Annotated in this window: 13 protein-coding genes; 8 read left to right on the top strand and 5 right to left on the bottom strand. The window is 66.2% G+C overall.

Annotated elements, in window-relative coordinates; translation table 11 throughout:
• Positions 1 to 2 precede the first annotated feature (2 nt).
• Genes DBR10_RS00670 through DBR10_RS00660 form a run of 3 tightly spaced genes read right to left on the bottom strand, consistent with a single transcriptional unit; the run spans position 3 to position 1,888 of the window.
• Positions 3 to 449, bottom strand: coding sequence for a flagellar basal body protein (locus DBR10_RS00670; protein WP_108506326.1), 447 nt, complete (start codon positions 447 to 449; stop codon positions 3 to 5).
• 3 nt (positions 450 to 452) lie between these two features.
• Complete coding sequence (locus tag DBR10_RS00665) at positions 453 to 776, bottom strand: rod-binding protein (RefSeq protein ID WP_108506325.1); 324 nt, start codon at positions 774 to 776, stop codon at positions 453 to 455.
• Positions 776 to 1,888: a flagellar basal body P-ring protein FlgI gene (locus DBR10_RS00660; protein WP_108506324.1), complete on the bottom strand. Its 1,113-nt coding sequence runs from the start codon at positions 1,886 to 1,888 to the stop codon at positions 776 to 778. The genes DBR10_RS00665 and DBR10_RS00660 overlap by 1 nt, the downstream gene beginning before the upstream one ends.
• Positions 1,889 to 2,107: 219 nt before the next feature.
• Here DBR10_RS00660 and fliX point away from each other — a divergent pair, with 219 nt between their 5' ends.
• From fliX to DBR10_RS00640, 4 genes are all read left to right on the top strand, one after another.
• The gene (gene fliX, locus DBR10_RS00655; RefSeq protein WP_108489555.1) at positions 2,108 to 2,536 is read left to right on the top strand and encodes a flagellar assembly regulator FliX; all 429 of its coding nucleotides are present in this window, start codon (positions 2,108 to 2,110) and stop codon (positions 2,534 to 2,536) included.
• Between the two features lie 235 nt (positions 2,537 to 2,771).
• Positions 2,772 to 3,200, top strand: coding sequence for an RNA polymerase-binding protein DksA (dksA, locus tag DBR10_RS00650; RefSeq protein WP_108506323.1), 429 nt, complete (start codon positions 2,772 to 2,774; stop codon positions 3,198 to 3,200).
• Between the two features lie 230 nt (positions 3,201 to 3,430).
• Positions 3,431 to 5,044 carry an amidase family protein gene (locus tag DBR10_RS00645; RefSeq protein ID WP_108490159.1) on the top strand — a complete coding sequence of 538 codons (1,614 nt, stop codon included), beginning with the start codon at positions 3,431 to 3,433 and terminating at the stop codon, positions 5,042 to 5,044.
• Positions 5,045 to 5,425: 381 nt separating this feature from the next.
• Positions 5,426 to 8,131: a PAS domain-containing hybrid sensor histidine kinase/response regulator gene (locus tag DBR10_RS00640; protein WP_108506322.1), complete on the top strand. Its 2,706-nt coding sequence runs from the start codon at positions 5,426 to 5,428 to the stop codon at positions 8,129 to 8,131.
• 21 nt (positions 8,132 to 8,152) lie between these two features.
• Here the strand turns inward: DBR10_RS00640 and DBR10_RS00635 are convergent, their stop codons facing one another.
• Positions 8,153 to 8,767, bottom strand: coding sequence for a pyridoxamine 5'-phosphate oxidase family protein (locus DBR10_RS00635; RefSeq protein WP_108490152.1), 615 nt, complete (start codon positions 8,765 to 8,767; stop codon positions 8,153 to 8,155).
• Positions 8,768 to 8,828: 61 nt separating this feature from the next.
• Complete coding sequence (locus DBR10_RS00630) at positions 8,829 to 9,191, bottom strand: response regulator (RefSeq protein WP_108506321.1); 363 nt, start codon at positions 9,189 to 9,191, stop codon at positions 8,829 to 8,831.
• A 174-nt stretch (positions 9,192 to 9,365) separates the two neighbouring features.
• Between DBR10_RS00630 and DBR10_RS00625 the strand changes: the two genes are divergently transcribed.
• From DBR10_RS00625 to DBR10_RS00610, 4 genes are read left to right on the top strand one after another with little or no spacing between them, the layout of a single operon-like run.
• Positions 9,366 to 10,175, top strand: coding sequence for a crotonase/enoyl-CoA hydratase family protein (locus DBR10_RS00625; protein ID WP_108506320.1), 810 nt, complete (start codon positions 9,366 to 9,368; stop codon positions 10,173 to 10,175).
• Positions 10,176 to 10,179: 4 nt separating this feature from the next.
• Entirely contained in the window at positions 10,180 to 10,830 is a 651-nt protein-coding gene (locus tag DBR10_RS00620; RefSeq protein WP_108506319.1) for a DUF3052 family protein, read from the top strand.
• An 18-nt stretch (positions 10,831 to 10,848) separates the two neighbouring features.
• Positions 10,849 to 11,700, top strand: a complete 852-nt coding sequence (locus DBR10_RS00615; protein ID WP_108506318.1) for a helix-turn-helix domain-containing protein — start codon at positions 10,849 to 10,851, stop codon at positions 11,698 to 11,700.
• A gap of 34 nt (positions 11,701 to 11,734) precedes the next feature.
• Positions 11,735 to 12,250, top strand: coding sequence for an SgcJ/EcaC family oxidoreductase (locus DBR10_RS00610; protein ID WP_108506317.1), 516 nt, complete (start codon positions 11,735 to 11,737; stop codon positions 12,248 to 12,250).
• The last annotated feature ends 269 nt before the right edge of the window (positions 12,251 to 12,519 follow it).

Genomic DNA, 12,519 nt, shown 5'->3' with positions numbered 1-12,519 from the left:
CCTCAGGCCTTCTTGTTGAGCGTGATCGCCGTGCCGCTCGACACCGGGTTGTTCATCCGGGCGCCTGCGCCATAGCCCGAGGCCGGGGCGCGCTGGCGGGAGATCTCTTCGGCGACAGCCTTGACCAGGCCCTCGGTGACCGTCTTGGCCGCGTTCAGCGCCCGGGCCTGGCGGGCCAGGACGGCGTCGAAGGCTTCGGTCGCCCGGACCAGCCGCTGGCGCAGGGTCGGGTCCGCGCCGGAGATCAGGGCGATATTGGCCCGCACCCGGGCCGACTCGTGGCGATAGAGATTGGCCAGCTTGGCGGTCTCTTCGACATACTGCGCCGCTTCCTGCGGGCGGTGGTTTTCGAAGGCCGAGGCCTCACGGGCGATCAGGTCGGTCAGGCGTTCCGTCAGGATGACCAGCTGGTCAACACGGTCATTGGCGTCATTGGCGGCGAGGGCCATGGTCTAGTCCTTCAGGCCTTGGAGTTTGAGCATTTCGCGCTGAACGCTGTCGGCCACTCCGATGCCGCCGGCCCTGGAGACTTCCTTGGCCATGGCTTCGGTCAGCAGCGACTTGAACATCTCCTCGCCCTGGCCACCGCCGAAGGGCTCCGAGGTTTTCACCCCGTCGAACATCGACTGCATCATCACCGACAGGAATGAGGCTTCGAACTTCTGGGCGGTCTCGCGGATCTGGCCGCGCTTGGCCAGCTCGGCAGCCGAGGTCGGGGTCTTGACGCCGGCCAGGGTGTCGAGTGAGGGCGTCGCGAGGGCGGAGAGGGCGCTCATCACATCACCTCGATGTCGGCTTGCAGGGCCCCGGCGGCCTTCACCGCCTGCAGGATCGAGATCATGTCGCGCGGGGTCACGCCCAGCGCGTTGAGGCCGCCGACCAGGGTCTTGAGCGAGGCCCCGGAGTCGAGGGTGATCAGCTTCTTGCCCTTCTCCTCCTCGACGCTGACCGTCGACTGGGGCACCACGGCGGTCTGGCCCTGGCTGAAGGGGGCGGGCTGGCTGACGGCCGGGTTCTCCTGGACCGAGATGGTCAGGTTGCCCTGGGCGATCGCCACCCGGCTGATCCGCACGTCGTCACCCATGACGATGACCCCGGCCACCTCGTCGATGATCACCTTGGCCGGGCCGTCCGGCTCGACCTCGAGGTTCTCGATCGAGGTGATGAAGCTGATCATGTCCATGCCCTGGGGCGGGCGGACGGCGACGATGGTCGGGTTCTGGGCCTGGGCGCAGCGCGGGAACTTCTGGTTGATGACGTCGGCGATCCGGCGCGAGGTCGTGAAGTCGGGATTGCGCAGGGTCATGCGCAGCTCGCCCATGTCGACCATCTGGAAGTTGGTCTCGCGCTCGATGATGCCCCCGGCGGCGATCCGGCCGGCCGTGGGAACGCCCTTGGAGATCGAGGACCCCGAGGCCCCGCCGGCCGAGACCGAGCCGGTCTGGACGCTGCCCTGGGCCACGGCATAGGTCTGGCCGTCCGCGCCCTGCAGACTGGTGACCAGCAGGGTGCCGCCCAGCAGGCTCTTGGCGTCACCGAGGGTCGAGACCGAGACATCAACCTTGGCCCCGGGTGCGGCGAACGGCGGCAGGTTGGCCGTGACCATGACCGAAGCGACGTTCTTGGTATTGAGGTTGGCGTCGCGCACATTGACGCCCTGACGCTCCAGCATGGCTTCAAGGCTCTGCTTGGTCATGGGCGCGTTGCGCAGGCTGTCGCCCGAGCCGTTCAGGCCGACGACGATGCCGTAGCCGATCAGCTGGTTGTCGCGCACGCCCTCGAACGCGACGATATCCTTGATCCGTGACGTGGCGCAGGCGGGGCCCGCGACCAGGGCGCAGACCGTCGCCAGGACGGAAAGAACGGAGCTGAGGCGTAAACGCGACATGGCTATCCTGCTGCGGGAAGACATTCCCGGTCAGGCCCTTGCCAAAAGCGGGCCAATCTCAAGGGCTTGAGTCTAAAGGCTTTGTGCGTTTTGACGCAGGCCCGCCGGTGCCTTTCGGCAGAATTTGCCCGGCATTAACCATACCGCAAGCGCCCGCCCGGATTATGAAAGGGTGGCGGGAGACGTGACTCGCCGGTCGGATTGGAGCATGCGTTCCACATGAAGGTTTCCAGCACGGGAGGCGTGGGCGCGAGCGGCGCATCGCGGGCGAAGGCCTCGAGCGGCGCGTCGGGTTTCAGGCTGCCTTCGGTGAGCGGGGCCAGCGGCGCAGCCAGCACGGCCTCGGTCGGTGGTCTGGCGGGTGTCGGGTCCCTGGATGCGCTTCTGGCACTGCAGGCCAGTGGCGATCCGCTGGAACGCAAGCGCCGGCAGGTCAAGCGTGCCGATGATATCCTCGACATCCTGGGTGAGGTGAAGCTGGCCCTGCTGGACGGCGACGTCTCGACCGGAACCCTGGACCGTCTGACGCGGGCGATCCGCGAGCAGCGCGAATCGACCGACGACCCCCGGCTTGACGGGATCCTCAATGAGATCGAGACCCGGGCTGCGGTCGAAAAAGCCAAGCTGGAACAGGCGCGGCGTGGCTGATGCAACGGGCGCTGACCATTTTCCCTTCGGGTCGTGCGCTGCCTGCAAAATCAAGATCTTGCGCGCTGCCCAGTGTCCGCCGTTCGCGCCGGGCCGCTGCGGCCTTGCAGACCGGAATTCGCATGCCGCGCGATGCTGAACGCGCCACTCACGCGAGGTTCATTGAACACGGCTTTTCTTTTGGTATAAGCACCCGGCCTGACCAGGGCTGAGTTCATCGGGGCGTGAGGCGTTAATGCAAACGGCCACTGTTCTAGTCGATACGAAGACCTATCGTCCTTCCGAGGGCGAAGAGTTCATGAATCCGCGTCAGCTTGAGTACTTCAAAGGCAAGCTGAACGAATGGAAGGAGGAGATCCTTCGCGAATCCCGCGAAACGGTCGCCCATCTCCAGAAAGAAACCGAAAATCACGCCGATCTGGCCGATCGCGCGTCTTCGGAAACCGACCGGGCGCTTGAACTGCGCACCCGCGACCGCCAACGCAAGCTGATCTCCAAGATCGACCAGGCCCTGCGCCGCGTCGAGGACGGCTCGTACGGCTATTGCGAGGAAACGGGCGAACCCATCGGCCTGGCCCGACTGGAAGCCCGTCCGACAGCCACCCTGAGCCTCGAAGCCCAGGAACGCCACGAACGCCGCGAACGCGTTCACCGCGACGACTGATCGGCCTCACGGCCTGTGTGTTTCAAGGCGGCCTCGGGGAAAACCCCGGGGCCGTCTTGCGTTTTGGGCAACCGGCGATCTTGCCGGCTTCAGCCCGCGCGATCTCGCAGGGCTTCAACGACTTGCGAACGGGATGGGCACTTCGAGGCTTCGCCTCAGCCTGATCCTGCACGCCCTTTACCTGGCTCAGGGAGTCGGGTGCACTGGTCTGGCCGTCGTGAGGACCCTTGATGATCAAACGCCTGCTTTGCGCCCTGGCGCTGTTCTGGACCTTGGCGGCGACTGCCCAGGCCCAGACTGTCGATCTGGATACGGCCACGATCGCCCAGTTGCGGGCCGCGATGGACGCGGGCCAGTTGACCAGCGAGCGGCTGGTCCGGCTCAGTCTGGCCCGCATGGACGCCTATGACGACAAGGGCCCGCAGCTCAATGCGGTGATCACCCGAAATCCCCGCGCCCTGGCCGAGGCGAAAGCCCTGGACGCAGAGCTGAAGACCAAGGGCAAACGCTCGCCGCTGCACGGCATACCTGTGGTGCTGAAGGACAATTTCGACACCGCCGACCTGCCGACCACGGGGGGATCGATCTTCCTGGAGGGGTCGCTCCCGCCGGATGATGCCTTTCTTGTCAAAAAGCTGCGCGAAGCCGGGGCCGTCATCGTGGCCAAGGTCAATCTGTCGGAATTCGCGTCGGGCGGGGCGTTCAGCTCTCTCGGCGGCCAGACCCGCAACCCGCATGACCTGCTGCGCTCGCCCCTCGGATCGTCAGGCGGCACCGGGGTCGCCATTGCCGCCGGCTACGCCGCGCTGGGGCTGGGTACGGATACGGGCGGTTCGGTGCGCTGGCCAGCGGCGGCCAACGGCATCGTCGGGCTCCGGCCGACCCATGGCCTGCTGAGCCGGGACGGCATCATCCCCCTGTCGCTGAGCTTCGACACCGCAGGTCCCCTGGCGCGCAATGTCTCTGACGTCGCCCTCGCTCTGGGTATTCTCGCCGGCGCAGATCCGGCCGACCCTGCTACCGCGAAGAGCCAGGGCCGGTCCCAGGCGGACTACACGGCCTATCTGAAGCCCGATGCCCTGAAGGGTGTGAGGATCGGTGTCGCACGCGACTTCATGGGCCAGGATACCGAGTTCGACTGGGTGATGGAGGCCTCGATCGCCGTGATGAAGGCGGCCGGCGCGACCATCGTTGATGTCCGTCTGCCCAAATGGCTGATCGAGTCCAAGGGTGAGTTCTATTCCACAGTCCGGATGTCAGAGTTCCCGGTCCAGCTGCAGGCCTATCTGGCGACCCTCAAGCCGGGCTATCCGAGGACCCTGGACGAACTGCTCGAGCGGTCCTACCGCCTGCCGGCTCCGCGTGCGGACGGTGCTGGACCCAATGCGACGCGATGGGCCCTGATGCGGCGGGAACAGACCTCAGCTGCCCTGACCGACCCGGCCTATACCGCCGTCCACGACCAGGGTCTGCCGTTGGTCATCGCGGCCCTGGACGGCGTGTTCACCGCCAACACCCTCGACGCGATCATCTATCCGCCGTTGGCGGAACGTCCCGAACTGATCAGCCGCTCCGGCGCGGCCCGGGCCACGACGCCGGGCGGAGGCAACACCAGCGGCACCAACCTCGCCAGCCTGTCGGGGTTCCCCGAGCTGGTCGTTCCGGCGGGTTTCACCACTGATGGGCTGCCCGTCGGGATCTCGTTTATCGGGCGCGCTTTCGACGAGGGAAAGATCCTGGGGATCGGCTATGCCTTCGAGCAGGCGACCAAGGCTCGGCGTCAGCCTGTGAATACCCCTCCGTTGAAGGGCGAGCGCCTGTCAGCGGGCGCAAGGCGACCCTGATACCGGCGGCCAGGAGCGCCTTGAGCGCGCTCACGGCGACGACTGATCCAGATCCTGATGAAGACGGATGGGTTTGCGACAGCACCGCTGACAGGCGCGGGGGCTGCTCTCTTTGCGGGTTCCGCCGGGGTGCGAAGTAGAGCGCTACGGGGCCCCAAATAGTTCGCAGCATTTCAATCCATGCGTGTGATCTGATGCGGCTACCTCAAAAGGCACAGGCCGGATCCATCCTCAAGCTATGACCCGCCTGCAAGTTTACATGTTCCCTAAAGCATCGAAAGGCCGCAGTCTCAGGTCCGCCGGTGGTAGGACACTTGCTCATTGGTGCATTCCGTAGCTTGAAGTCTTTGGCCAATACGCTCCCTCGCAAATGAGGATCTCATGAGTTTGGATGAGCCCGAGCGCTTGTTAAGTCTAGCCAGCAGGCTGACGCCGGTGGGGGCGTGGGTCTATGATGTGCAGTCCGGGCGGTTCCACTGGTCCGAAGCGGCTCTCCAAATTCTGGCACTGCCGTCGGTCCCACCGGAAGCAACCCTGGAAACCGTTCTGAACGGGTTTGCTCCCGACGAACGGCCCGCCCTGGCCCTGGCCCTGAAGCGGGCGCAACAGGACGGTCACGCTCTCGAGCACCAGTTCGCCATGGTCGGTCCCGATGGGGCTGCAAGGGTACTGGCCCTGACGGGCACCAGTCAGCGCGCGGCTGACGGCTCGATTGCCGCGCTCTATGGGTCCTTGCAGGACGTCACCCATCTCAGGCTCGCCGACGCTCAACTCCGGACCAGCGAGACGCGGCACCGGCTTATTGTCGAGAATGCCCAAGATCCGGTCTTGTGGGTTGCTCGTAGTGGCGAGATCGAGTTCGCGTCGCCGTCTGTCCGGCGGTGGGGATTTCGACGGGATGATCTTGTCGGCCACTGGTTCGGGACTTTCATCCACCCGGAGGACCGGCATGACGTCCAGAGCCGGTTTGACCGCCTGATCGATGGCCAGGTCGAGGAGGGTACCGTTCTTCAGGCGTTCCGATGCCTCGACGCCCAGGGTGAGGCCATCTGGTTTGAAGCCATTCCGGAAGTGGTCCGCGACGGCGGTGGCAAGACCACGAGTGTTGTCCTGACACTTCATGATGTGACCCAGAGACGGGTTCTCGAGCGGAGGGCGCGAGAACAGGCCGAGTTGGTTGAGGCCGCATTTCAGCAGTCGGTTTCAGGCAAGGCCCTCCTCGATCTGGACCTGCGGTTCATGAAGATCAATCCGGCCCTCTGTACGATGCTGGGCCTGGCTGAGGCCGACCTGATCCACACCCGTTTCGAGCGCCTGATGCATCCGGACGAACGCGGCGGGGCCAGTCTGGCGGCAGCCCGGCTCAGGCATGGGGAGATCCGCAGCTATCAGGTGGACCGGCGCTACCGCCACGCCAACGGTACCTATGTACCAGTGCGTGTGAGTGTGTCGCTGGTCCGTGACGCTGAAGGGTCAACCCAGCATCTTCTGGTCGAGGCTGAAGATCGGACAGAGTATGTCGCCGCCAGTGCGGCCCGCCGTGAAAGTGAAGATCTCTATCGCCTTCTGGCCGAAAATATCGGGGATATTGTCATAAAGAACAACATTGACGGCATAATTGAATATGTATCGCCGTCGATTAAGCGTCTTACAGGTCTCGATCCGGATAAGTGGATCGGCAAGCACCTGAATGACCGTATCGTTGTCGACAAGGAATTCCGTACGCCCAAGTTTACCGAGAACGAAAAGCCGTTGCCGACGGGGCGCGACAACGAGTTTCAATACCGTCGGGCTGACGGCTCCCTGGGCTGGGTGCAAAGCAATCCCACGATCCTTCGCGATCCGGAAGGCCGGCCGGCCGGGATGATGTCGGTCCTGCGCGACGTGACTGAACGTCGGGCGATCGAGGACGAACTGCGGCGCAAGACCGCCGAAGCCGAAGCGGCCGTGCAGGCCAAGGCCGAGTTTCTGGCGAATATGAGCCACGAGATCAGGACGCCGCTGACCGCCGTTATCGGTTTTGGCGACCTGCTGGCCAAGATGCCGGATCTCCCCGAGAAGTCGCTGCTCTATGCCCAGAGGATCGCCAGTTCGGGCGAGGCCCTGCTCGGGATCGTCAACAGCGTCCTGGATTTTTCCCGGGTGGAAGCCGGTGAGGTTGAACTGCAGCGCCAGTCGACCGATCCGGTGGATCTGGCGAGCCAGATACTCGACCAGTTCCGGGACAAGGCTGCAGCGAAGGGTTTGACCCTGACCCTCGAGGTTCAGGAGCCGCTTCCCGATACGGTGCTGGCCGATCGGGGACGCCTCGGGCAAGTGATCACCAACCTGCTGGCCAATGCGGTCAAGTTTACGCGCCAGGGCGGGATTACAATCCGGCTCGGTTATGATCCGTCAGCTCAAAGCCTGCAGGTCGCGGTGGCTGATACCGGAATCGGAATTCCGCCAGGACAGTCCGGGCGTCTCTTTGAGCGGTTTACCCAGATCGATGGCTCGCACACCCGTCAGTTTGGCGGGGTTGGCCTCGGCCTGGCCATTTCACGGGGTCTGGTTGAACTCATGGGCGGGGAAATCCAGGTCGAGAGCGCAGAAGGTATTGGTTCGACATTCCGGTTTACGGTGCATGCCCCGCCGGTCTTCCCCGGCCAGCTCAGCACCGCCGATGTCCCGCAGGATCATGATGTCGCGCCGATCCGGATTCTGGTCGTCGACGACGTGACGGTGAACCGAGAACTGATCTCGGCCATGCTGGAGCCCTTCGAGCTGAAGCTGACGCAGGCCGAAGACGGCCAGGCTGCGGTCGAGGCAGCCGAGCGCGAGCCCTTCGACCTGATCCTGATGGATGTCCAGATGCCCCGGATGAACGGTTTGTCGGCGACAAAGATCATCCGGGAAAAGTCAAAACTGAACAGGCGGACGCCGATCCTCGCCCTCAGCGCCAATGTTCTCCCGCAGCATGTGGATGAGTGCCTCTGGGCCGGGATGAACGACCATATCGGCAAACCGATCAATGTCGGCGAACTGCTCGGCAAGATCGAGCAGTGGACACGGGCCGAAGATCCAGGGGCTGAGCCGTCCAGCGCCTGACGGGCGGCACCGCCCGATCGCTCACCACATCGTCCTGGCAGCGCGCTCGGGCCACTCGCGGTCATAGGCCTCTCCGCCCACCTCGCCGGCCGTGACAGTGGCCAGCATGGCTCCGGGGGAGGGGATCGACGCAGGGTCGACCCGGCTTTCCGCGTCCCACAGCCCCGAGCGGACGATGGCGCGGGCGCACTGGAAATAGGCCTCCTCGACGCGGATCACCATGACCGTACGGGGCGGCTTGCCGTCGATGGCGAAGCTGGCCAGCAGGTCCGGATCGGCGCTGAGTACCGCACGGCCGTTGACGCGGAAGGTCGTGCCCGAGCCGGGAATCAGGAACAGCAGGGCCACGCGCGGGTCTCGGATGACGTTGCGCAGGGAATCGATTCGGTTGTTGCCACGCCGGTCGGGGAGCATCAGCGTCCGCTCATCGGCGATCCGGATGACGCCGGAGCGGTCGCCACGCGGGCTGCAGTCGAGACCCTCCGGTCCGACCGTGGCCAGGGCGACGAAGGGCGAGGCCTCGATCAGCCGGCGGTAATCCGGGGTGATGTGGTCGGCGACCTTGACCAGCGCGGCCGGGGCCGGCGTGGCGTCATAGAGGGCTTCCAGCGCCTCAAGGCTGTCGATGGTCGTCACGTGGGTCGTCTCCCCCGGATGGCGTCAGTCAGGTTCCCCCCGTCTCCGGTACCGCACGGTGTCAGGAGGCAAAGGCCCTGGCGCAGGCTTCCGCGAGGCATCGCGGCGAGATCGGCTTGCCGACCACCGGCGGCGTCCGCCCCAGCAGGAGATCAGAGTTTCCGGTGATGTAAACCACCGGGATGTCGCCGAGGCTGGCCTGGATCGCTTCCACGGCCTCGACCCCGGTTCCGCCGATGATGCGGTAGTCTGCGGTGATCAGGTCAGGGCGCCGCGCCCTGGCCAGCGCCAGGGCATCCGCCGGCGTGTCGGCGATGTCGAAGCTGGTAAAGCCCTGCTCGGCGAGCAGCGCCTCGACCTCAAACGCGATGAGGATCTCGTCCTCGATGATCAACGCGTGGCGGGCCTTCATATGAACGGTCATTGCCGTTGGCCTTCTGCATCGTCCCGGATCAAGTTCAACGCTCAGGCGAGCGTTCGCGCCAGTCGCGTTTTCGTGATGCTGCAAGCGCTCAGTGGAATGACGGTGGGGAGGCGACGACGCAGGGCGATCCGCGCTAAGGAGGGTCAAAATCATAAATCCAGGAGCGCCCCGCCCATGTCGCAAGACACCCCCCTGATCCTGACCGAGAAGCGCGGTCACATCGCGATCCTCACCCTCAACCGTCCTGACGCCATGAACGCGCTCGGCGCGCCGGGTGACGGCGACCAGGTGGCGGCCGCCTGCGAGGCGATCAATGACGACCAGGACATCCGCTGCGTGATCCTGACCGGCGCGGGCCGGGCCTTTTCGGCCGGCGGCGACGTCAAGGCGATGAAGGCCCGCGAGGGCGCTTTCGGCGGCAACGGCGTCAAGGTTCGCGACGGCTATCGCAAGAATATCCACCGCATCGTCCGCGCCATCTATGGCCTGGAAGTCCCGTCGATCGCCGCCGTCAACGGCGCGGCCATCGGCCTCGGCTGTGACGTGGCCTGCATGACCGATATCCGGATCGGGGCCGATACCGCCAAGTTCGGCGTCACCTTCCTGAAGCTCGGCCTGATTCCCGGTGATGGCGGGGCCTGGCTGATGCCGCGCACCATCGGTATGAGCCGCGCCGCCGAGCTGCTGTTCACCGGCGATGTCATTGACGCCGCCAAGGCCGCCGAATGGGGCCTGATCAGCAAGGCGGTTCCGGCCGATACCCTGATGGACGAGGCCATGGCGCTGGCCACCCGGATCGCGGCCCAGCCGCCCCATGCCCTGCGCATGGCCAAGAGCCTGCTGAAGCACGGCACGACCGCCAGCTATGACACCCTGATGGAGATGAGCGCGGCGGCCCAGGCCATCGCCCACCACACCGAGGATCATATGGAAGGCGTCGACGCGATCCTCGAAAAGCGCGCCCCCGTGTTCAAGGGCGCCTGAGGTCATGGGCAAGGAAGCGCGTGGCGTCTGGGGGCACCTGACCGACGGGGACTGCGAGGGCAAGCTCCTGTGGGAGTTTCCCAAGCTGATCTTCCGCGGGGCCCATCGCGGCATCTATCAGGGCCACGCCCTGCGTTACATCCGCACCGAGGGCCATGACCTGGTGCTGAATGACGGCACGCGCTTCGAACTGCCGCCCGGCGAGGCCGAGAAGTGGCTGCATGCCATCCTCAATCCGCCGGGCCGGCTGGACAAGCTGGGCGTCAAGCCGGGCCAGACGGTCGTGGTTCTGGCCCTTGAGGACGAAGACTTCCTCGAGGAGCTGGCGACGCGCGTCGAACCGGTGGAGGCCGACGAGAACATCGACCTGCTGTTCCTGGGCGTCGAGGACCTGGCCGATTTCGACCAGCTGGAAGACCTGATCGGCGGGCTGGGCCCCAAGGGCGCGATCTGGATCGTGGCCCAAAAGGGCAAGGGTGCGCCGCTGAAGGACACCGAGATCCTGACCGCGGCCCGCGAGCAAGGGCTGGTCGATACCAAGGTTTGCAGCTTCTCCAAGACCCATTCGGCCCTGCGCTTTGTCCGGCGCAAGGCCGGTCCGCCGGTCGCCGCCCGTCCGGTCGAGGACGAGGCCGGCTTCGACGACGAAGACTGACGGGGCGGCGGAGGGGCGATGTTTCCGGTCCGCCGCCAGCGCCCCTCCCGGGCCCTTTCGCCCTATGTGAAGGCCTATGAGGAGCGGGTTCAGCGACTGGACCGGACGGTCGTCCTGCGGCCCCTGCCGGCCCGCACCGAGCAGTTCCTCGAGTTCTATCTGGCCGACCGCTATCGGGTCCGCGAGATCGCCAGCGGCGCGGTCGAGACGGCGCCGGACGCCGTGCTCGTGGGCATGCAGACCTATCGGCGGGTCGATATCGTGCTGGCCGGAACCCTCCGGCTGTTCACCATCCAGTTCACGCCCACCGGCTTCTCAGGCCTGTTCGGCGCGGCGACGGCGGCCCTGACCGATCAGGCCTTCGCGGCCCGCGACGTCCTGGGGCGGGAGGTGGCCGAGGTGTCCGAACGGCTGGAGGCGGCCCCGGATTTCGCCAGCGGTGTGGCGGTCGCCGAGGCCTGGCTGCTGGGGCGGGTGCCGACCGGTGACCCGGATCCCATCGCCTGGGCGGCCCGGCGCATGACGACCCTGCACGGCGGGGTGCGGGTGGCCGATCTGGCGCGGGCCGTCGCGCTGGGCGAGCGGCAGTTCGAGCGCCGCTTCACCCGCGCGGTCGGGGTGTCGCCCAAGCGCTACGCCCGGGTCCTGCGCTTTCGCGAGGCCCTGCGCCTGAAGACCGAGGGGCTCGAGCCGGGCTGGGCCGGTGTCGCCCAGGCGGCCGGCTATGTCGACCAGGCCCACATGATCCACGAGTTCCAGGCCCTGGCCGGCGACACGCCCGAGCGTCTGATCGCGGCCATGGCCCCGGCGCGGGAAACCGTGGTGCCGGGTGACGGAAATCTACAATCGCGCCGATCATCGCCCGCCTAGGGTCGCCCGATCTTGGCGAGCGGGAGCAGGGCAAATGATCGGACGGCGGGCGGTACTGGCCCTGGGAGGCATGGCAATGACGGCGACGGTAGGGGCGGCAGAGGCAGCGGGCAGCGACGGCGTCGCCGAGATCGAGGCGATGGTCAAAAGCCTGCTGGCCGCCTGGAACGCGACCGACGCCGACGCCTATGCGGCCCATTTCTGGCCCGATGCCAGCTGGGTCAATGTGGTCGGCATGCACTGGCGGGGCCGCGACCAGGTCGCCTTCGCCCACCGCCTGTTCCTGTCGACCATCTTCAGGGACTGCAAGCAGACCCTGGTCTCGACCGAGGCCCGGGCGATTGCCCCCGGCGTGGCCCTGGCGGTGGTGACCATGATCCAGGACGCCTACACCACGCCCGACGGCAACAGCATGCCCCAGGCCCATGACCGCCTGACCCTGACGGCGGTCCAGCGTGACGGTCGCTGGCTGCTGATCCACGGCCATAACACCATCATCAACCCGCAGGCCGCCAATAATGACCCGGTGCTGCGGATGCCGAAGGGCTGACGGCGCGGCCTGGCCCTGCGGGCGGGACACAGCATCGCGTCCTCGCCGGTTTTGCGCCAGCGAGTGTGGGGAGGCGGCGGAGCGTCCGGGCCAGGCCCGGAGGATGGTTTGTAGGAGTACCGTTTCGGCCTGGGCCGGGGCGCTCCGCGTGACCGATTTTCCGGTGAGCCCTCGGGGCGCGGGGTTTTAACCCGCTCCCGACAGAGGCCCCCGACGGGCGGAAGGGCAGCGACCCTTCCGGACCGCGCGGGCGATTTCAGCCCGCGCCT

It is taken from the genome of Caulobacter sp. HMWF025, from assembly GCF_003060965.1.
Taxonomy (GTDB): domain Bacteria; phylum Pseudomonadota; class Alphaproteobacteria; order Caulobacterales; family Caulobacteraceae; genus Caulobacter.
Note: the sequence above shows the minus strand (reverse complement) of the source record. Positions and strands in the feature narration are given on the sequence as shown.